This is a genomic window from Candidatus Regiella endosymbiont of Tuberolachnus salignus (assembly GCF_964020115.1).
Classification (GTDB): Bacteria; Pseudomonadota; Gammaproteobacteria; order Enterobacterales; family Enterobacteriaceae; genus Regiella; species Regiella insecticola.
Window position 1 is genome coordinate 1,779,600 of sequence record NZ_OZ026542.1, and the last position, 19,944, is coordinate 1,799,543.

The 19,944-nt window shown below is 46.2% G+C and carries 13 protein-coding genes and 1 pseudogene; 5 read left to right on the top strand and 9 right to left on the bottom strand.

Annotated elements, in window-relative coordinates; all coding sequences use genetic code 11:
* Nucleotides 1-9: 9 nt before the first annotated feature.
* The gene (gene istB, locus AACL30_RS09150) at nucleotides 10-807 is read right to left on the bottom strand and encodes an IS21-like element helper ATPase IstB (RefSeq protein ID WP_339058365.1); all 798 of its coding nucleotides are present in this window, start codon (nucleotides 805-807) and stop codon (nucleotides 10-12) included.
* On the bottom strand, nucleotides 804-1,982 hold the full coding sequence (gene istA / locus AACL30_RS09155) for an IS21 family transposase (RefSeq protein WP_339056344.1): 1,179 nt from the start codon (nucleotides 1,980-1,982) through the stop codon (nucleotides 804-806). The genes istB and istA overlap by 4 nt, the downstream gene beginning before the upstream one ends.
* Nucleotides 1,983-2,108: 126 nt before the next feature.
* Between istA and AACL30_RS09160 the strand changes: the two genes are divergently transcribed.
* A complete protein-coding gene (locus tag AACL30_RS09160) occupies nucleotides 2,109-2,684 on the top strand; it encodes an aminodeoxychorismate synthase component II (protein ID WP_339056427.1) in 576 nt (191 codons plus the stop codon).
* 222 nt (nucleotides 2,685-2,906) lie between these two features.
* On the opposite strand, the gene crp is transcribed toward AACL30_RS09160, so the two are convergent.
* The 3 genes and pseudogenes from crp to AACL30_RS09175 all read right to left on the bottom strand — a co-directional run bounded on the left by crp (nucleotide 2,907) and on the right by AACL30_RS09175 (nucleotide 4,847).
* The gene (crp, locus tag AACL30_RS09165; RefSeq protein ID WP_339056428.1) at nucleotides 2,907-3,539 is read right to left on the bottom strand and encodes a cAMP-activated global transcriptional regulator CRP; all 633 of its coding nucleotides are present in this window, start codon (nucleotides 3,537-3,539) and stop codon (nucleotides 2,907-2,909) included.
* A 97-nt stretch (nucleotides 3,540-3,636) separates the two neighbouring features.
* Nucleotides 3,637-4,505 (bottom strand): annotated as a pseudogene (locus tag AACL30_RS09170) (phosphoribulokinase).
* Nucleotides 4,506-4,577: 72 nt separating this feature from the next.
* Entirely contained in the window at nucleotides 4,578-4,847 is a 270-nt protein-coding gene (locus AACL30_RS09175) for a YheU family protein (protein WP_339058439.1), read from the bottom strand.
* 95 nt (nucleotides 4,848-4,942) lie between these two features.
* Between AACL30_RS09175 and sodA the strand changes: the two genes are divergently transcribed.
* Nucleotides 4,943-5,563: a superoxide dismutase [Mn] gene (gene sodA, locus AACL30_RS09180; protein ID WP_339056429.1), complete on the top strand. Its 621-nt coding sequence runs from the start codon at nucleotides 4,943-4,945 to the stop codon at nucleotides 5,561-5,563.
* 65 nt (nucleotides 5,564-5,628) lie between these two features.
* Here the strand turns inward: sodA and eno are convergent, their stop codons facing one another.
* The 3 genes from eno to AACL30_RS09195 all read right to left on the bottom strand — a co-directional run bounded on the left by eno (nucleotide 5,629) and on the right by AACL30_RS09195 (nucleotide 10,410).
* Complete coding sequence (gene eno / locus AACL30_RS09185) at nucleotides 5,629-6,939, bottom strand: phosphopyruvate hydratase (protein WP_339056430.1); 1,311 nt, start codon at nucleotides 6,937-6,939, stop codon at nucleotides 5,629-5,631.
* Between the two features lie 114 nt (nucleotides 6,940-7,053).
* Entirely contained in the window at nucleotides 7,054-8,700 is a 1,647-nt protein-coding gene (locus AACL30_RS09190; protein WP_339056431.1) for a CTP synthase, read from the bottom strand.
* Nucleotides 8,701-8,862: 162 nt separating this feature from the next.
* Nucleotides 8,863-10,410 (bottom strand): hypothetical protein, encoded by a 1,548-nt coding sequence (locus tag AACL30_RS09195; RefSeq protein ID WP_339056432.1) that lies wholly within the window; start codon nucleotides 10,408-10,410, stop codon nucleotides 8,863-8,865.
* A gap of 248 nt (nucleotides 10,411-10,658) precedes the next feature.
* Between AACL30_RS09195 and AACL30_RS09200 the strand changes: the two genes are divergently transcribed.
* Nucleotides 10,659-11,422, top strand: a protein-coding gene (locus AACL30_RS09200) for an IS5 family transposase (RefSeq protein ID WP_422389587.1) whose coding sequence is annotated in 2 segments (ribosomal slippage) — nucleotides 10,659-11,019 and nucleotides 11,019-11,422 — 765 coding nt in all. Because the reading frame shifts where the segments join, the coding sequence is not laid out codon by codon here.
* Here the strand turns inward: AACL30_RS09200 and AACL30_RS09205 are convergent.
* The gene (locus AACL30_RS09205; RefSeq protein WP_339056433.1) at nucleotides 11,409-16,262 is read right to left on the bottom strand and encodes a hypothetical protein; all 4,854 of its coding nucleotides are present in this window, start codon (nucleotides 16,260-16,262) and stop codon (nucleotides 11,409-11,411) included. The genes AACL30_RS09200 and AACL30_RS09205 overlap by 14 nt on opposite strands.
* A 332-nt stretch (nucleotides 16,263-16,594) precedes the next feature.
* On the opposite strand from AACL30_RS09205, the gene guaB reads away from it, so the two are divergent.
* Entirely contained in the window at nucleotides 16,595-18,058 is a 1,464-nt protein-coding gene (gene guaB / locus AACL30_RS09210) for an IMP dehydrogenase (RefSeq protein ID WP_339056434.1), read from the top strand.
* A 262-nt stretch (nucleotides 18,059-18,320) separates the two neighbouring features.
* Nucleotides 18,321-19,916 (top strand): glutamine-hydrolyzing GMP synthase, encoded by a 1,596-nt coding sequence (guaA, locus tag AACL30_RS09215; protein WP_339056435.1) that lies wholly within the window; start codon nucleotides 18,321-18,323, stop codon nucleotides 19,914-19,916.
* Nucleotides 19,917-19,944 lie beyond the last annotated feature (28 nt).

The window sequence follows — 19,944 nt, forward strand, 5'->3', positions numbered from 1 at the left end:
CAGTTTTTGCTAATTTTCCTGTTGGGTTTCTATTCCAGGCGCCTGGATAATATCAGTCGTTTTTATAGGCAACATGCCTGCTTTGCGTTTATTTTTGAGTCGATAGCTTTCTCCTTTAATATTCAATGTGGTTGAATGATGTAAAAGCCTGTCTAAAATCGCAGTTGCTAAAATGTGATCACCGAATACGTCCCCCCAATCAGTAAAACTTTTATTTGATGTGAGAATGATGCTCGCCTTTTCATAACGACGGCTCAATAACCTGAAAAATAGGCTAGCTTCTTCGCGATTCATCGGTAAATACCCGATTTCATCCAGTATTAATACCCTGGCATAGCACAGTTGCTGAAGTTGGCGTTCCAGACGGTTTTCTTGCTTTGCCTTCATTAAGGTACAGCAGAGTCTATCCAGAGGCATAAACAATACCCGATGCCCAGCTGTAGCTGCCTTGACAGCCAGCGCTATCGCCAAATGCGTTTTCCCTACCCCAGGTGGGCCTAACAAAATGACGTTTTCATGATGTTCGACAAACCTCAGCCCCGCCAGCTCGCGGATAATTTTCCTGTCTATACTTGGTTGGAAAGTAAAGTCAAATTGCTCCAAGGTTTTTATCCACGGCAAACGTGCTTGTTTTAACCGCGATTCCAAGCCTTTTTGGTGACGCCCGTTCCATTCCTGGGCTAATGCCTGCTGGAGAAATTCACGGTAGTTCAGTGCTTTCTTGGTGGCTTCTTCACATAAACTCTCCAACGCATCGCCCAGGTAATCCATTTTTAACCGTATCAACAAGTTTTCCATTTCCATCAGAGTAGCTCCTCATACACACTGAGCGAACGAGACGCTACTCGATTGACCTGTTGCCAAAGGGCTTGATGATGTTCTGGCACCTTTTGCCAGCCCTGCGTTACCTCCTGCAAGAGATGCGTCGCGAGCAGTTGCTCATCGCCGTAAATACGTAGCGTATTATCTAAACCGATACGAATATTAACCGCACGACCACACCAGAATGAAGGCACGCTATAGCGATTACCTCTGACATCGATATAGCTGTCCCATGCCACTTGTCGTAGGTCGAAGTAGCTGGTATCGAAATCAGTCGCAGGGAGTGGCATCAAGGCTATTTTTTCCTCAGCAAAACGATTTTCCGGTGTCTGCTTGAATTGACGAAGATGACGCTGGTCTGCCACTTTCGCCAGCCACATCGCTAGCAGTTGATTAACATGAGCGAAACTCTCAAACTGACGGTAGCGAGTGAAAAAATTGTGTTTAACATAGCCCACCATCCGTTCGGTTTTGCCTTTCGTTTGCGGTCGATAAGGCTTACAGGCGCGAGGGCTAAACCCATAGTGATTAGCCAGTTGCAGGAAGCCCGCATTGAACTCGATGTGGCCATTTTGTCCATGTTTGATAACAGCGGCTTTTTGGTTATCTACCAAGACATTTTTTACGCTGCCACCGAAGTAATTGAAGCTGCGAACCAGCGATTCATACGTGTGCTCAGCATCTTGCTTAGGGGCAGCAAAGACATGAAAGCGACGCGAAAAACCGAGCGTATTAACGGCAAAATTAACCGTACAGGCAGAGCCTGCCACCTCAACGATGATTTCTCCCCAATCGTGTTGAAGTTGATAACCGGGGAGGGTTTCAAAGCGTACCGTGTTTTTCGAGGCCCTGAGCGGACGTTTGGGATGTATATAACGTCGGAGCATCGCACTCCCACCCCGGTAGCCTTTTTCACGGATTTCCTCAAAAATAACCGCCGCATTCCAAACCTGTTCACTCAACCTTGAATCGATGTAGTCTTTAAAGGGCTCGAGTTTAGCAACCTGTTTTTTACCGCGTTTTGCTGTTGGCGGCGCAGGATAGCTAATGTGCCGTCTCACCGTTTTTTCTGAACACCCTATCTGATGGGCAATATCAACAATAAATGCCCCCTGTTGATGGCGTTGTTTTATCATGTAGTGGTCCTCTCTTCTTAGCATGCTTATTTCCCTCATGGCTTTGTCACCACAAAGGAAACTGCATTCTGGCTTGAGTGGACAAATTAAATTAGCAATTTACGGTCTTTTATCATTAGCGCTGACAACCTTTTAAAAACTGAGTTTACTATGCTGTTACTGATCGATAATTACGACTCTTTTACCTACAATTTGTACCAATATTTTTGTGAATTAGGGACACAGGTATTGGTAAAACGCAACGATGAACTGCAATTGGATGATATTGAACGATTAGCACCGTCGCATCTGGTGATTTCACCGGGTCCTTGTAGCCCCAATGAGGCGGGTATTTCTCTTGCTGTGATCCGTCATTTTGCCAATACACTGCCAATCCTGGGTGTTTGTCTTGGTCACCAGGCGCTGGGGCAAGCGTTCGGGGCTAAAGTGATACGGGCACGACAGGCGATGCACGGAAAGACAAGTACGATCCGGCATAACAACAGCGGCGTGTTTTATGGGCTCAATCAACCGTTAGTGGTGACACGTTATCATTCATTGGTGATCGACAAATATTCATTGCCGGATTGTTTTGAGTTGACCTCGTGGACAGAACAAAATGGAATAATAGATGAGATTATGGGCATCCAGCACCGAAGTTTGCCTCTGCATGGGGTGCAATTTCATCCAGAGAGCATTCTAAGTGAACAAGGCCATGCGTTATTAAATAATTTTTTAAACATATAGCCGAATCAGTTTAATTTAATTCAAGGCGAAGGAGCACAGACAGTACAAATAGTACGGCCAGCGAAGATAACGCAGAATCAAGTTAAAATGATTTGGCCATAAGTACATGAGGATTGTGCGCACCGGGTAACACAGGATCCGCGTCACGCAGTAGGTTTCGAAAAAAGTCTAACCCGTCTCCGGCAAAAACAATTCAATGATGAACCTCCCCTCATTCATTAATTATCGGGTACCGTAAACAACAATCGTTTTGCCGCGAGCGGAGATCAAGTTTTGATCTTCTAACATTTTAAGAATTCTGCCTACAGTCTCACGTGAACAGCCAACAATTTGGCCAATTTCTTGGCGTGTCATTTTAATTTGCATGCCATCAGGATGCGTCATCGCATCAGGCTCTTTGGCTAGATTGAGTAAAGTTTGTGCAATCCGCCCGGTAACATCTAAAAAAGCGAGATTACCCACTTTTTCTGAAGTAACTTGTAGACGTCGAGCCATTTGTCCCGACAAGCGGATGAGAATTTCTGGATCCACTTGAATAAGTTGCCGAAATTTTTTATAAGAGATTTCGGCAACTTCACAGGATCTTTTTGCTCTAACCCACGCGCTGCGCTCTTGTCCTTCTTTAAATAATCCAAGTTCACCAATAAAATCTCCTTGATTTAAATAAGAGAGGATCATTTCTTTGCCTTCTTCATCCTTGATAAGAACAGCCACCGAACCTTTTACAATGTAATAAAGGATCTCCGCTTTTTCGCCTTGATGAATCAAGGTACTCTTCGAAGGATATTTGCGAATATGACAATGGGACAGGAACCATTCAAGAGTAGGATCCGTTTGTGGCTTGCCTAAAACCATGGGCTGTTATCCTCTATTGTGGCAACTATCAGAGCTGTTTATGTGCCTGAAAGTGTCGCAAAATACTCATTAGTTAGAACATATGAAAAATCATCGATCAAACTATTTTTTTTCTTTCCAAAAGACGCTTTATCAGTGGTGTTATTATCAATTCCATAGCTAACCCCATTTTTCCACCGGGAATAACCAGTGTATTCATGTTTGAAATAAATGACCCTGTAACATCGCTAATAAATGCGGAAAATTAATGTCATTCAACCCCTGAAAATGAATAACCACAAAACTTTCATCCAATGATGGGATCGCTTTAGCAGCAAAAGGATTTGAAGTATCGACGGTAGGGACTCGTTGGAAATTGATATGAGTTCGGGAAAATTGGGGCGTAATATAATTGATGTAATCATCCATCGAGCGAACGACAGAGTCCATGACGGCTTCACGAGAATGACCACGTTCATTGATATCACGTCTTAATTTTTGGATCCATTCTAAGTTAACAATCGGCACTACCCCGACGAGCAGATCGACATGTTTAGCGACATCATAGTCTTTAGTAATGACCCCACCATGTAATCCTTCATAAAATAAGAGCTGTGTGTCTTCTGGTAGCGCTTCCCATGGAGTGAAAGTGCCTGGCGCTTGATTATAAGGCATCGCTTCATCGTAAGTGTGTAGATATTTACGAAATTGGCCATTACCTTTTTCGCCATAATCGGCAAAATTTTTTTCCAGCAAACCAAAATTATTCGCTTCGGGACCAAAATAACTAATATGGCGACCTTGCTCATAGCTTTCACGGATCTTTTGATCCATTTCAGGGCGCGTATAGTAATGAAAACTATCACCTTCTAACTCAGCAGCACGAATATTGAGTTGTTGAAATATTTTACGAAAAGCCTCGCTGGTGGTTGTCGTCCCTGCACCACTTGAACCGGTAACAGCGATAATCGGATGTTTAGCTGACATAAAGTACTTCTCTTTATAGGGTTGGGATTGCCTAGCGACAACTTGAAGGACTATGGGTATAGCCAAATCATTTTAACTTGATTCTGTGTTGTCGTCGCTGGCTGTACTATTTGTACTGCCTGTGCTCCTCTTTATTTTTGTTCGTGGCATAATGTTGATGGTTTCATGTAATTCTGACCAAATCAAAACCGCCTCTCCATTGCTTAATTGATGACGAACATCAGCCACTTTTTGCGCTAATAAAAATTCTTGTTCACCATAATCGGTACCTTCACGTAATACAAAGGATTCAATTAAATTATTTAACGTTTCACTATTGATCTGTTGCCAGGGGATTATCATCATTACTGTTCCACGAAGTCTAATGCTGCTACGCTTACTGGCCAAGCATACAAGATCTTTACCTACTGTCACTTTTTTTTACGGAGACCATCAATATGAGCTACACATTACCCTCTCTACCCTACGCTTATGATGCATTGGAGCCGCATTTTGATAAACAAACTATGGAGATCCATTACACCAAACATCATCAAACTTATGTTACCAATGCCAATACGGTGTTAGAAGCTTATCCAGAATTAGCGCAATATTCAGTTGAAGAATTGATAAAAAATTTGGATAAAGTCCCGGCTGACAAACGCACTTTTATGCGTAACAACGCCGGTGGCCACGCTAACCATAGTTTATTTTGGCAGGGCTTGAAAATCGGCACCACGCTGACAGGTGATCTAAAGGCCGCTATCGAGCATGATTTTAGCAGTGTTGAAAAATTTCAAGAAGCGTTTGAAAAAGCCGCCGCCACGCGATTCGGCTCAGGCTGGGCTTGGCTGGTGTTAAAAGACGGTAAGTTAGCGGTGGTGTCCACCGCTAACCAAGACAATCCGTTGATGGGAGAACCAGTTGCCGGTGTTTCCGGTTATCCGATTATCGGTTTAGATGTGTGGGAGCATGCTTATTATCTTAAATATCAAAATAAGCGCCCGGATTATATCAAAGCATTCTGGAAGGTAGTGAATTGGGACAAAGCAAGCGAACGGTATGCCGCGAATAAATAATCAGCCATAGTGGCAACCCAATACTCACCTGATTAAGCCGAGTGAGTATTGGTAACAAAAAATCCTTAGGCTTGTTGCCCTTTTCCTTTCACTTCTTTCAAACCGTTGAATTCGGCTTTATTACCTAATGCTTCTTCAATACGCAGCAGCTGATTGTATTTAGCGACGCGATCAGAGCGGCTCATCGAGCCAGTTTTAATTTGACCGGCAGCGGTGCCTACCGCCAAATCGGCAATGGTGGCATCTTCTGTTTCGCCCGAACGATGAGAAATAATCGCCGTATAACCCGCCTCTTTCGCCATTTTGATAGCGGCTAAGGTTTCAGTCAGAGAACCAATTTGATTGAATTTAATCAGGATAGAATTCGCAATGCCTTTATCAATCCCTTCTTTTAGGATCTTGGTATTAGTAACAAACAGATCATCACCCACCAATTGGATTTTATCGCCAAGCACTTTAGTTTGATAAGCAAACCCTGCCCAATCTGATTCATCCAGACCATCTTCAATAGAGACGATAGGATAATCCTTGGTTAACTGCTCCAGATAATGCGTAAATTCTTCTGAAGTGAAAGTTTTATCTTCGCCTTTCAATTCATAGCGACCTGTTTCTTTGTTGTAAAACTCCGAGGCCGCACAATCGAGCGCCAAAGTAACATCTTTGCCCAGTACATAACCCGCTTTTTCTACCGCTTCTTTGATGATAGTCAACGCCTCAGCGTTAGACCCTAAATTGGGCGCATAACCGCCTTCATCACCGACAGCGGTACTTAACCCTTTCTCTTTTAAAATTTTGGCCAAGGTATGGAACACTTCAGAGCCAATACACAGCGCTTCTTTAAAGGTTTTAGCCCCTACCGGCTGGATCATAAATTCTTGAATATCGAGATTGTTATCAGCATGCTCACCACCATTAATGATATTCATCATCGGTAATGGCATAGAAAATTTACCTGAGGTATCGTTGAGGTCAGCAATATGTGCATATAAAGGCATCCCTTTCGACGCCGCCGCTGCCTTCGCTGCCGCTAAAGAGACCGCCAAGATGGCATTGGCACCGAATTTAGATTTATTTTCAGTCCCGTCCAGTTCGATCATAGTTTTATCGATCTCAGCTTGATCTATCGCCTCTTTATTTTTAAGGGCTTCTGCAATAGGGCCATTAACCGCGGCAACGGCTTTGGTGACTCCTTTTCCTAAGAAACGCGATTTATCGCCATCACGCAATTCAAGGGCTTCACGCGAACCAGTAGAAGCACCTGAAGGCGCGGCCGCCAAGCCAATAAACCCCCCTTCTAAATGGACTTCTGCTTCTACGGTTGGATTACCGCGCGAGTCGATGATCTCACGACCAACCACTTTTAAGATTTTCGACATTAGATTTTCCTTGTTGCCAAATAAGTGAGAATAGACTTTTTGAAAACCATCGTGCATGGCGTGAAATCAAGACATCCTGCACGCCCCGCAATAAGTTATGCAAAAAATCTCATGTTAAACATCAAAATCGCCAATAGACTGCTTATATTCTTTCGCTGCGTTGATAAAGCTGGTAAACAAAGGATGACCATCACGCGGAGTCGAAGTAAATTCAGGATGGAATTGACAAGCCACAAACCAAGGGTGATTGGGCAACTCAATAATTTCTACCAATTTTTTATCCGCAGAACGCCCAGCAACAACAAGCCCAGCCTTTTCAATCTGCTCCAATAATCTATTATTGACTTCATAACGATGGCGATGGCGCTCAGTGATGGTCGATTCAGCATACATTTTTCGCACCAAACTGCCTTCAGTCAACAGGCATTTTTGCCCACCCACTCGCATGGTACCGCCTAAATCACTGCTTGCCGTACGTATCTCAACGGCACCCTCTGTATCACGCCATTCGGTGATTAATGCCACTACTGGATGCTTACAGTCTGAAACGAATTCTGTCGAATTCGCATCCTCCATACCGGCAACATGACGAGCAAATTCTATTAGGGCAACTTGCATTCCTAAACAAATACCTAAATAAGGGATATTATTGACCCGTGCGTACTGTGCCGTGCTAATCATGCCTTCTATACCACGATCACCAAAACCACCCGGGATCAAGATGGCATCCACCCCTTTCAGTATATCGAAGCCCGCGTTTTCGATATGTTGCGAATCGATCAGCTTTATATTGACAGTAACGCTATTTTTCAAACCACCGTGTTTTAATGCTTCGATAACAGATTTATAAGCATCAGGTAATTTCACGTATTTACCGATCATGCCGATGGTCACTTCACCGATAGGATTAGAGACTTGGTATAACACTTCTTGCCATTTCGCTAAATTTGCTTCAGAACAGCTTAATTTAAAGCGTTGACAAATATAATCATCAAGGCCTTGTAATTTTAATAATCCTGGTATTTCATAAATAGAATTAACATCTTGCAGTGAAATGACCGCGTTTTCTTGCACATTACAAAATAATGCGATCTTGGCGCGTTCACTGGCCGAAACTTCACAATCAGAACGACAAATCAACACATCAGGCTGAATACCAATAGAAAGAAGTTCTTTAACTGAATGTTGTGTCGGCTTGGTTTTCACTTCCCCTGCTGCGGCTAAATAAGGTACCAAAGTCAGATGCATATAAAGTGTGTGTTCACGACCCACATCAACCGCCATTTGGCGAATGGCCTCTAAAAATGGCAAAGATTCAATATCACCGACGGTACCACCAATTTCAACCAGTACTACATCATAGTCGGCACCCACATCAACAATACGTTCTTTAATTGCATTAGTAATATGGGGGATCACTTGAATGGTCGCGCCTAAATAATCACCGCGCCGCTCTTTACGCAGAACTTCAGAATAAATACGACCTGCGGTGAAGTTATTACGACCTGTCATTTTAGTATTAATAAAACGCTCGTAGTGCCCTAAATCGAGATCAGTTTCTGCACCATCTTCGGTGACAAAAACTTCTCCATGTTGTGTCGGGCTCATGGTTCCTGGATCCACATTAATATAGGGATCCAGTTTCATGATGGTAACTTTAAGGCCTCGGGCTTCGAGTATAGCGGCTAAGGAAGCCGCAGCAATACCTTTACCCAGAGAGGATACAACCCCACCAGTTACAAAAATATAGTTAGTTGTCATGCTGGATCCGAGCGTTGAGATTTAAAGGCGATTGAAGAACTAAGACGGGAAAGCAGTATACCTGAAGCTGAGTTGTGCTACAAATCATCTCGTTAGCTGTAGTAGCGCAAACTAGGTCGTACAAGATGTACCTAGTTTGCGCGCCGGGCAGTGTTTACGCCGTCATTGAATGTTTCTGAAAATATCCTGTGCCAAAACGGGGGGTATTGCGTTGCGGAGTATCGGTTCGATCTGCGTGCCTTGTTGTTCCTGTGTTGCCTGTGTCCTGGCTCCCTTCCTACGCTGCGATCCACGTTTGAGATGTGCTTGGGAAAAACGTTCAAAAGGATCGGCTTCTTGTTTGTAGTGGAAGTGGGCGTACCAAGGAAGTTGATTGCGCGCTGTTTCCGGCTTACTGTCCCTGATTTCATATTCTTGCATCCAGTCCTCCGCAGCCAACCTTTGGCGACGCTCTATTTTATGTATCGATACTTCTCCTTGACTTAGTAAATAGTTCAGTCGGTTTACATCAGGATCCTGCTGCTTGCTCATCATAATGCGAATCTTTCGCCCTTCCGCGATCATTTCTCGGGCTTTGTCCTCCAACTCAGCAATCATTTTTGCTTTAATCCTCTCAACCTTTTCTGCTTTTGCTGATTTTGGCACTGTTCCATCAGGTGCCGCCACTTCACCGAGCTCCCGAGCACGCTGTTGCATACGCTCAGCATGGTAAACCAAGATATGCTCTACCTCACTGGGTAAAACGCTCATTTGGGACTGTAAGTGAGCATTTTTAATAAGAAGTTCAGCGTTATCCAGCTTTTCTTTTGCATCTTTCATCAATGGCTTCCAGGCTCTGACGGGTTTGGCACTCTGCTGAGCTACCACGGGTGCCCATTCGTCTTTTGAGACTTCTTCAAATGTCTTGGTCTGTTTGGATGAGGGGTTAAATGTCTCCATCACTCGGTTTCCAGCAACATTTTTATCTTTCTTGAGTTTACCTATCAAAAGACCCCGATTTTTTGTTTTGAAAATAGCTTTATCTCGGTTTGCCGATGTTATTGCGAGAAGCGGAGTGTCTTGATCGATTATGTTTCGCAACGCTTCCTTAGCGGACGTTTTGGCCTCTCTGATCCGCTCAAGAAGGCGCTCTAAATGTTCTGTATGAATGTAGGGAGAGACGGCAAAAACACTCTGAACGCTCTGAACGCTCTGATAGTTCATTTCTATTTTTTCATATTGTTCGATGACACTTTGCAGCACTTCTTTGCGACGGGCAGATGAAAATAATTGCTCTTCGTCATTCATCGCATCTATATGTGTACAAATCGTCGTTTCAATCGCGTCAGATTGGCTATTCAGGTCTTCAAGTAAATCAGTAACGCCGATTTCACTGATATGTTCAGGCTTGATGATCCATTTAGATAACATAGGCATTTGGTTTATTTTCATTACAGTAGAAGAATCGCCTGCCCCTTCCCTTAATTTATCCAGATCTTCTCTTCCCTGACGACCGAGGATCTTTAATTCATCTAAATATTCTTCTTCATCAAGCTGTAGCTTAATACGTTTGTCGGATATACCAATGCTGTTCTTTACGATCTTATCAACATGCTGTGGGTTCTGCTCTGACGCTAAAAACGGAGCCCACTCTTTTTCCAAGGCTCCATGGTACAGTTCTTTCAGCTTTCTTTGCGCCTCCACGATACGATTTATGATCGTACTGGCCATTTCATTGTATTCAGCAGAGGTTGTAGTAGTGCGTAATTTTTTAGTTATCTCAAAAAACTCCTGAAAAAAATAGATACGTTCCTGGATGGTTTTTTCGAAAGCCTGGTAGAAACCTGCCGGATTGCTTTGGTAAAGTTCTTTCGCCTTGTTTATTTTTAAGTAGTGTCGTCACGTAATAAAAAATATATTATCATGTAACAAATAACGACAACTGTTGAGATGATTCAATAATGAAAGATGATTCGGGAATGAATTTAGCCCATCGCCGCCACGATATATCCGATCATGTTTGGAGCCTATTGGAAGCTCATCTCCCGGGGAGAAAAGGCACTTGGGGTGGCATAGCCAGAGATAACAGGCAGTTTATTAATGCTGTTTTCTGGATATTGAGAACCGGCGCTCCCTGGCGTGATTTACCGCCTGATTATGGCGGTTGGAAAAATACTCATCGCCGGTTTTGCCGCTGGCGTGACAAGGGGCTATGGGAGTCTCTGCTCGAAGCGCTGATTGTGGAGCCAGATTTTGAATGGCTGATGATTGATGCCACTCATAGCAAAGTTCACCCTCATGCAGCAGGCGCAAAAGGCGGTAATCAGGATATGGAGCGCACAAAAGGGGGCTCAACAGTAAGATACATCTGGCCGTGGATGCGCATGGTATGCCGGTCAGAATTTTTATTACATCAGGTACCACAGCAGATTGTCAGCAAGCAACGAATTTAACCAAAGGTATTGCAGCAGAATATCTGTTGGCTGACAAGGGCTATGACAGTGATAACATCATTAAAAAAGCAGAAGAAGCCGGCATGCAAATCGTAATACCACCTAAAAAGAATCGTAAAATTCAACGTGAGTACGATAAAGCGCTCTACAAGCATCGACATCTCGTGGAAAATGCTTTTCTGCACCTAAAGCGCTGGCGAGGTATTGCTACTCGTTATGCAAAAAATACCTCCTCTTTTCTCGCTGCTGTACAAATACGATGCCTTGCTCTATGGCTCAAGATCTCATGACGACACTATATAACAGCATCTGGGGTTGTTTTTTGACATATTCTTGATGCTTAGCCTCGAGCTGTTCTTCTTCTATTGCTTGCTCAGCTTCGCGCTGTTTTTTTGCTGCTGCTAATTCTGCGATAGTTTTTTTGGCTGTTGGCATGCCTCCCTTTAGTCCCAAACGTTGCCATTCTCCCTCTTTCAGCACAGCAAATTGATTGGCAGAGGTCAATTGAGTCGGCTGGCTTGGGTTGATGCGATACAATTCATAGTGCCCCATGATGTTGGGTTTTTTCCAAGCGTAAAAGGTTTCACCATCGAGTTCGAGCGGTTGCATATCCCGCGCGGGAAACGGCAGGTAACGGTTAAATCGAGTTTGTGGCAGCTCCAGAATGCCGGCAGCGCGCGTCGGTAGCAGGGAGGTGTCGGCAGGAAGATAGGCTTGCCGCGCCGACAAATAACTGTCAATCACCGCGCTGCCGCCGCCAGTGTTATCACTGTAGCGAGTAAACTGTAGCACTTGGCCATTTTGTAGGCTATTGGCGTCAGTGATGGGGGCACCGTAGAAAATCAGCGGATCCGCTTCCAGTACCAGTATTTTTCCTGTTGCTTGCGGATTATCCATAATAATCGCCCGCAGCGTGCGTTTATCGGCTACGCCCTCATTAATGCCATCCAGCTCAATCACACAGGTACCGGTATCAAGCACTTCATCAGTGAAAGCCTGGGGTTTACCAAATAGCGGGTCGATTTTTACCCGTGCGCTCACGGTGTTTTGATAACGCAGTACGCTCTGTTCATGGATCAACGGCGAAGCACTGGCGGCGTCGTAGCGATAAATGCGCCGATCCAGGGTCAGCAATCCACCCTGAGGGGAAGCGCTGCCCGCTGTCGTAGCTGGAGTGGGCTGATAGCGGCGATAGTTAAACGCCTGCTGGCGTAACTGCTCGCTGTCATCGAAGGACGCCAGGGGCGTTTCCAGACTGAGATCGCCACTTTGCCTATTGGCAGCACTGCGCAACGCATCGGCCTGTGACGAACGAACCGTGCTCAGATCATGCAATGCCGTTTGGCCGGACGTTAACCGATAAACACGGTTGCCGACAGCAAAATCAATCTCAGTACCGCGATCAGCAATAAGTGCACTGCCGTCTAAGGTGATACTGGTGGTAAAGCCGCCGTCGTAGAATTTGTGCTGCAAGTCAATTTTTTTCGGATAAAAATCGGGCGCGATATGCTTCCCTGCATAACCGGGAGTCGACAGCTCAGCACCGTAGGGCAGATTATTGGCCATATCCACCGCATTTACCTTGCCTGGCCAGGTGGAACGGGTCAGTACATCGGTTTCGTGCGCCAGGCTGCCAGTGAGGATCTTGCCATCCGCTACAGGGGCGGCCTCAGCATGATAGTAGCCCCCCTGCAAACTAATGCCTTCCGCTCTCAGCCCACTGTTCATGAGGGGCTTCAATTGAGTGAGGCTCGGCACCTCTTCCAATAATGTCTGCCAGGTGCCTTTCACCAGCCAGCGTGCCCCTTTCACCATATCCGTCCAAGCAAGCACCGTGCTTTGTCTGGCTAAGCCGCCCAGTAATTTGGCGGTGGCTTCCCCCATGGCTTCAGCGACTGACAGTACGGTCATTTCACCGGCTTTCAATACGATCCTGGCGGTTGAGCCGACAAACTGGCCGAAAGGGATCAGGGCAAACACCGTATCCATCGCACAACCGGCAACCACGCCAGCGGAATCATTACCCTCGGCTAAATCTTTGATACAACCATAGAAAGGAACCAAGGTGCGAACAGCAAAATCGGCGATTTCTTTCTCCGCTTTGAACACCTGCTCCCAGCTGGTTTCATGGTTGTGCTCTTTTTTCATTGCGGCGATGGGGTCGGTTAGCAGATGTTTTGCCGCGGCATCGGCGATAGCTTGCAGCGTCGCCGTCTCATTCGCCGCGGTATTAAATAACAGCGGCGCAGCGGGCACTAAGGTCGCATTAAGAGGCTGGGGGATAGTCTGAGCGGAACGCGCCACCGTGCCATTGATGTAGGCGCTGCTGTCAAAGGGCAACAGCGGGGTAATGCGAGCCCGCGCGATCTGTTCACGCTCATGTTCTCGACGCGCTTCAACCGCATTGTCCATGGTTTCCATCGGGATGTATCGTCGTTCGCGACTGTGTAAGTAAGTAAATTGTTGAGGCGTTCTTCTGGCGACACCGGCAGCGGGGATCAGCTCAAAATACACCTCCTGCGCGCTGGCGAGATGCTGGTTAAAATCATCGCGATGATCACCGGGCTGACAGCGGATAAAAATACCCTGGTAGGCGGCTTGATCACCGAATGTCAGCCGACTGATTTCAAGGGTGGAGGTGGCGAGCAGGGTGCGATCGGCGGCGGGTAATTCGGCTAATAAGCGTTGAATTACCGTGCTTTCTGCCGCAGTGAGGGTGTCACTGAAGGCAGTAAATTTTCGATGGTAAACGGTGGGTACCGTATCGGTGCCGTTAACATAGCGGTCACCTATCATCATTAGATCAACCAAGGGAGGATAAGGTACTGGGGGAGGGGGAACATAGCCGCCGCGCTCATGAGGGCCGGCGCCCCAATTATTGCGGGTAGCGATGTTAGCTCTGAATCTATCCCATGATTCTTCGCTGGCAGTGGCAATATGATGTTTATCTAACTCAGCTTGGTTCGGGTTGGGGTCACTAGACCAATATTCTCTTGCTACCCCCGCGCTGGTTAATTGTTGTTCCGCTAACGCGCGGCGATCGGGCGCTTTGCTGTTTAAGCGGTTCAGTGCCTCGGCATGCAATTTTTGCTGCGCATCAAGGTAATGGATAGCCGGGGTGATCTGCGCCGCCGTGGCGTTGCGGATATCATCGAGACCACTGATCGCCCCGTGCGCCAGCGCATAGCGCAGCGCGGGTCGTACCCGAGTGTTCGTCCAAAGGGTTTGTATTTTTGGATCGGTGTTAGCTGCCAGCTGTGCTGATAAGTTGACCACATCATCAAACTTTGCACCCTGGCAGGCACCGGGCGACATGGCTTCCAGTAGCGCCGCCCCATGCAGCAGCGCCACACTTTGTAAGCCACGGCCATAACTTAAGTGATCGGGTACGCCGCTGAGCAATAATTCAGGGGCGATGCTGCGAAACAGCAGATAACTGAGAATATCGAGGCTGGCGTGAGAAAGCGCAGGATTACGGGTTTTGATCTCCTCGCGCAATTTTGTCATCAGCTCAGCATAACGGTATTCACTGACCCAATTTTTCTGAAAATTTCGTTCAATCGCCTGGCTAGCCCCTGATCCGGTAAAGTGATCGACCATGGCGCGTCCCACCAACGCCTGGCTGACACGAACAGAGGTCTGTTCATTTTTATGGCCACCGTACCAGTTAAGTTGTTGCAACAGCTTGGCGGAAAAGGCTTCAAACTGCGCGGTTTGCATCAATAGTTGCCAGCTGTCACGCGCTGATTGAGACAACTTTCTGTCTGCGCCACTGCCCTGACAAATCAGATCGAGACCAAAGTGATCCAACAGCGCGTCAGCCGGTGCGGCGCTGCCCGCTGCCGGTAATAAATTTGTGATTTCAGGCACCGAATCCATTAACGCCAGCGGATCAGGCGCATTTTCAGGCCGCGGTTTTATCAGGGTTGTTTGGGTTGGCAGGGGAAGTAACAGCAGGGCGGCCAATTTCAACGCCTGATCGCGTTCAAGTTGGGGGCGCGCCTGACGAAGCGCCGTTGCCAGAGACAGCACTTGCATGCCATTAGCTTGTTGCGCCTGTTCGATGGCATCACTCAGCCAGTCCTCATCGCCCGGGGCGTTGCTGCTATTGAGTAAATAAGTAGCCATTCTTTGGTAGCAATCCCGACGGGTAGCGAGGGAAATCGGCTCAGACCAATCAATCGGCGGCAGATCTTGTTCGCGGGTAGCGCCTTCCTGAACCGCATTCCAATTAAAATACAGCATCACCAACACGGCGGTATTCTTTGAGGCCAGCGCGGTATTGAGTGCGGGTGCTAGCACGTCATCTCGGTATTGCTGTTTAACTGATTTTAACTCTCGGTCGATAACGCCAGCAAACACCAGTAATGGGTCATCGCCCTGTTGTTGAGTTTGTTTCACAAAACCGTCATACAGGGTTTTCTGTGAGGCCAAGGGCAACCATTCCGTGAGCAGATACAGCCGTTCACCCCGTTTAAATTGCACCATCCACCAACGTAGCTCGTCGGGAATAGAGCTTAATAGCTGTCCCAATTCAGAATAGTCACCGCTGCCCAGTTGAATCGCCGGATCCCAAAACGGTTGTGGCCCATACAGGTATTTTTCCAGCTGGGCTTTGGCTTTATCGCTGGTGATAGTGGCGGTGTCGAGCCAGGCCAAGCGTCCAAAGAAAGCATGAGCGACTTCTGAATTGACCGCATTAGGCGAGCAGCCAAGCACCTTAGCTATCAAGGCTTTCGTCAGGTCACTGTGATACAGGGTGAGCAGCTTATTTTCCTGTGTCGCCGACGCGCTGTACAGTTCGGCCATATCAGTAGGCACTGGAAAACTGATATCACTGCCGAGCAAATAGGTCAGCAGCCGCCAAGCGGTGACAATTTGTTGCTCCTTGGGATCATACTGCGTGTAAACTTCATTGGTTTGAATATCGTATTTTTCTACGAGGTCTTCAGTGGATATTTCAGCGGGAATGGCGGTGTTAATCGTCACCAGCAGGGGCTGATCATACATCTGCGCTAGCCTGGCCAGCGGCGTTATAGTGGAAGTAGCAGGACTGGTAGTGCTATTGGAAATCGTGGGAAAGGTGACGGGCATTCTTTCTAGGGTATTACTTAAAGAATTATTTATCATGGACATAATGGCGACTCCAAATGAAAAGGGTGCTGAATGTATTAGCCAATGGATCTACCGATCTGCATTCCCGACAAATTAAAAAATGGGATGGCGCATTATTGACCTATTGGTGATCAAATGTAAATCTAAATAAATATAAATAGTTAACATAATTCTCCCAAGGAAGGTCAATAAATGATGATGAGGCTTAGCGCCTGTTCCAAATCTTCTTGACTAAAATTTCGTAAAAAATTTATACAAAGTGCTGGAGGCAATTGATGAGGCTCTGTATAATGCCACGGCAATATTTTGTCCTTTTTTACCACATCCACTCTGGTGAGATATTGCCCATGCCCCGTATTATAAAAGAAGCCCTAACCTTCGATGATGTCCTCTTGATTCCAGCTCATTCTGAAGTTCTGCCTAACACTGCAAAACTCAATACTCAACTCACCGCCACTATCCAATTAAATATCCCGGTATTATCGGCCGCAATGGATACGGTAACCGAAGCTCGTCTGGCCATTGCCTTGGCACAAGAGGGGGGTATAGGCTTTATCCATAAAAATATGTCGATTAAAGAACAGGCTGATGCCGTCCTCCGCGTGAAAAGACATGAAAGTGGCGTTGTTTCTGATCCTCAAACCGTGACCCCAAACACCACTTTACGCGAAGTAAAAGAGCTGACTGCGCGTAATGGCTTTGCCGGTTATCCGGTGGTCACTGAAGATCGCGAGTTGGTAGGCATTATCACCGGAAGGGATGTTCGTTTTGTCACCGATTTAGACCAGCCTGTCTCCGCCGTTATGACAGCCAAAAAACACCTGGTCACGGTAAAAGAAGGTGAAGCCCCTGAAGTGGTTCTGCAAAAAATGCATGAAAAACGGATAGAAAAGGCCTTGGTTGTCAGTGACGATTTTCATCTGCAAGGGCTTATCACCGTTAAAGATTTTCAAAAAGCAGAACGTAAACCAAATGCTTGTAAAGATCAGCAGGGGCGCTTACGTGTAGGGGCAGCCGTGGGCGCGGGCGGTAATAACGACCAACGAATTGATGAGTTGGTTGCCGCCGGTATCGATGTTCTACTGATCGACTCATCACACGGCCATTCAGAAGGGGTGCTACGGCGTATTCGTGATACACGTGCCAAATACCCTGATTTGCAAATTATTGGCGGAAATGTTGCAACAGGTAAGGGTGCCATGGCGCTGGTTAATGCCGGCGTTAATGCAGTGAAAGTGGGGATTGGTCCGGGCTCAATTTGTACCACACGTATCGTAACCGGTGTTGGCGTACCACAATTGACGGCAATTTTCGATACAGTCGAGGCACTCAAGGGCACCAATATACCGATTATCGCCGATGGAGGCATTCGTTTTTCAGGTGATATCGCCAAAGCCATTGCAGCGGGGGCTTCCTGTGTGATGGTGGGGTCTATGCTGGCTGGCACTGAAGAATCGCCCGGTGAAATCGAATTCTATCAAGGGCGTTCATTCAAATCATACCGAGGGATGGGATCACTCGATGCCATGTCTAGAGGCTCTTCAGATCGTTATTTTCAAACCGATAATGCGGCAGATAAGCTGGTACCGGAAGGTATTGAAGGGCGTGTTGCCTACAAGGGATTATTGAAAGAAATTGTTCATCAACAAATGGGCGGCTTACGTTCATGCATGGGATTAACCGGTTGTTCAACCATTGATGAGCTACGCACTAACACTGAATTTGTTCGTATTAGTGGAGCCGGTATTAAAGAAAGCCACGTGCATGATGTGATTATTACCAAAGAATCCCCTAACTATCGGATGGGATGAAAAACGGTTTATATACCCTTCGCCTTTCAAGTTACGGCGGCGTTGGCTGCTCGCTCTCATCCCAGTCATGTACTATCTGTACACTCCTGGGATTCGGTTGATTGCCGCCTTGCCGTAACTCGAAATTCTTGGGTCTATAATACCCCTCGCCTTTCAAGCCGCTGCGTTGCTAGCCGCGAGTGTTCGCCTAGCGGCAACTTGAAGGACTGTGGGTATATTTTCATCTCGACAATTTTATTTTTCATTCTGGAATACGTCATACATGAAAGAGAACATTCATCAGCACCGCACCTTGCATCAGCACCGCATCTTGATCCTCGATTTTGGCTCACAATATACTCAACTGATAGCACGTAGAGTACGTGAAATTGGTGTTTACTGTGAACTATGGGTGCCAGATGTCACCGAAGCGCAAATCCGTGAATTTAAACCCACAGGCATTATTCTTTCCGGCGGCCCAATGAGCACCACTGCGGCGGGTAGTCCACGTGCGCCTGATTATGTTTTTACTGCGGGTATTCCTGTATTAGGTGTTTGCTATGGTATGCAAACAATGGCGATGCAACTAGGGGGCAAAGTAGAAAAAGCCGGCGAAGGTGAATTTGGTCACGCTCAGGTCGAAATAAAAACGCAATGTGATTTGATCACTGACATTAAAGATGCCTACAGCCCAGACGGTGCGGCACTATTAGATGTTTGGATGAGCCATAACGATAAAGTGACGGTGATGCCCCCCGATTTTGTCGCTATAGCCAGCACTCATAGCTGTCCATTTGCCATTATCGCCAATGAAAAAAAACGTTTTTATGGCGTACAATTTCATCCAGAAGTGACTCACACCATCCAGGGAACAGCTTTATTAACACGTTTTGTGAAAGATATTTGTCATTGTGAACAATATTGGACGCCCAGCAATATTATTAAAGATACGCTGGAACAGCTGCGTGAAAAAATTGGGAAGGATGAAGTGATCCTCGGTCTATCGGGGGGGGTTGATTCTTCCGTCACGGCACTGTTATTACAAAAAGTCATTGGAGACAAGCTGACTTGTGTCTTTGTTGATAACGGTTTATTGCGTTTAAACGAAGCAACTGAAGTGCTAAAGATGTTTCGTGACAATTTGGGTTTAAAGATTATTCATGTCGAGGCAGCAGATCGTTTCCTAAACGAATTGGCTGGAGTTGAAGAGCCTGAAGCTAAACGCAAGATTATCGGACGGGTGTTTGTCGAAATTTTTGATGAAGAAGCGAAAAAACTATCCAATGCCAAATGGCTAGCACAAGGCACCATCTACCCTGATGTGATTGAATCTGCTGCGGCTGTAACCGGCAAAGCCCACGCCATTAAATCACATCACAATGTCGGTGGCTTACCGAAAGACATGAAACTAGGTCTGGTTGAACCATTAAAAGAACTGTTTAAAGATGAAGTACGTCGAATCGGTTTAGCGTTAGGTTTACCTGAGGATATGTTATCCCGTCACCCCTTCCCAGGCCCTGGCCTTGGGGTGCGTGTATTGGGTGAAGTAAAAAAAGAATATTGTGATTTATTACGTCGCGCTGATGATATTTTTATCACAGCATTACGTAACGCGAATCTATACCAAACTGTCAGCCAGGCATTTGCCGTTTTCTTGCCGATAAAATCCGTCGGCGTTATGGGGGATGGACGTCAATATCAATGGGTAGTGGCTTTGCGCGCAGTAGAGACTGTCGATTTTATGACTGCGCGTTGGGCACATCTGCCTTATGATTTTTTGGCGCGGGTGTCTAATCAGATCATCAATGAAATAGAAGGGATATCCAGAGTCGTTTATGATATCAGCGGAAAACCTCCCGCGACTATTGAGTGGGAATGATGACCATCAGATGCTGATATTTTCCTCT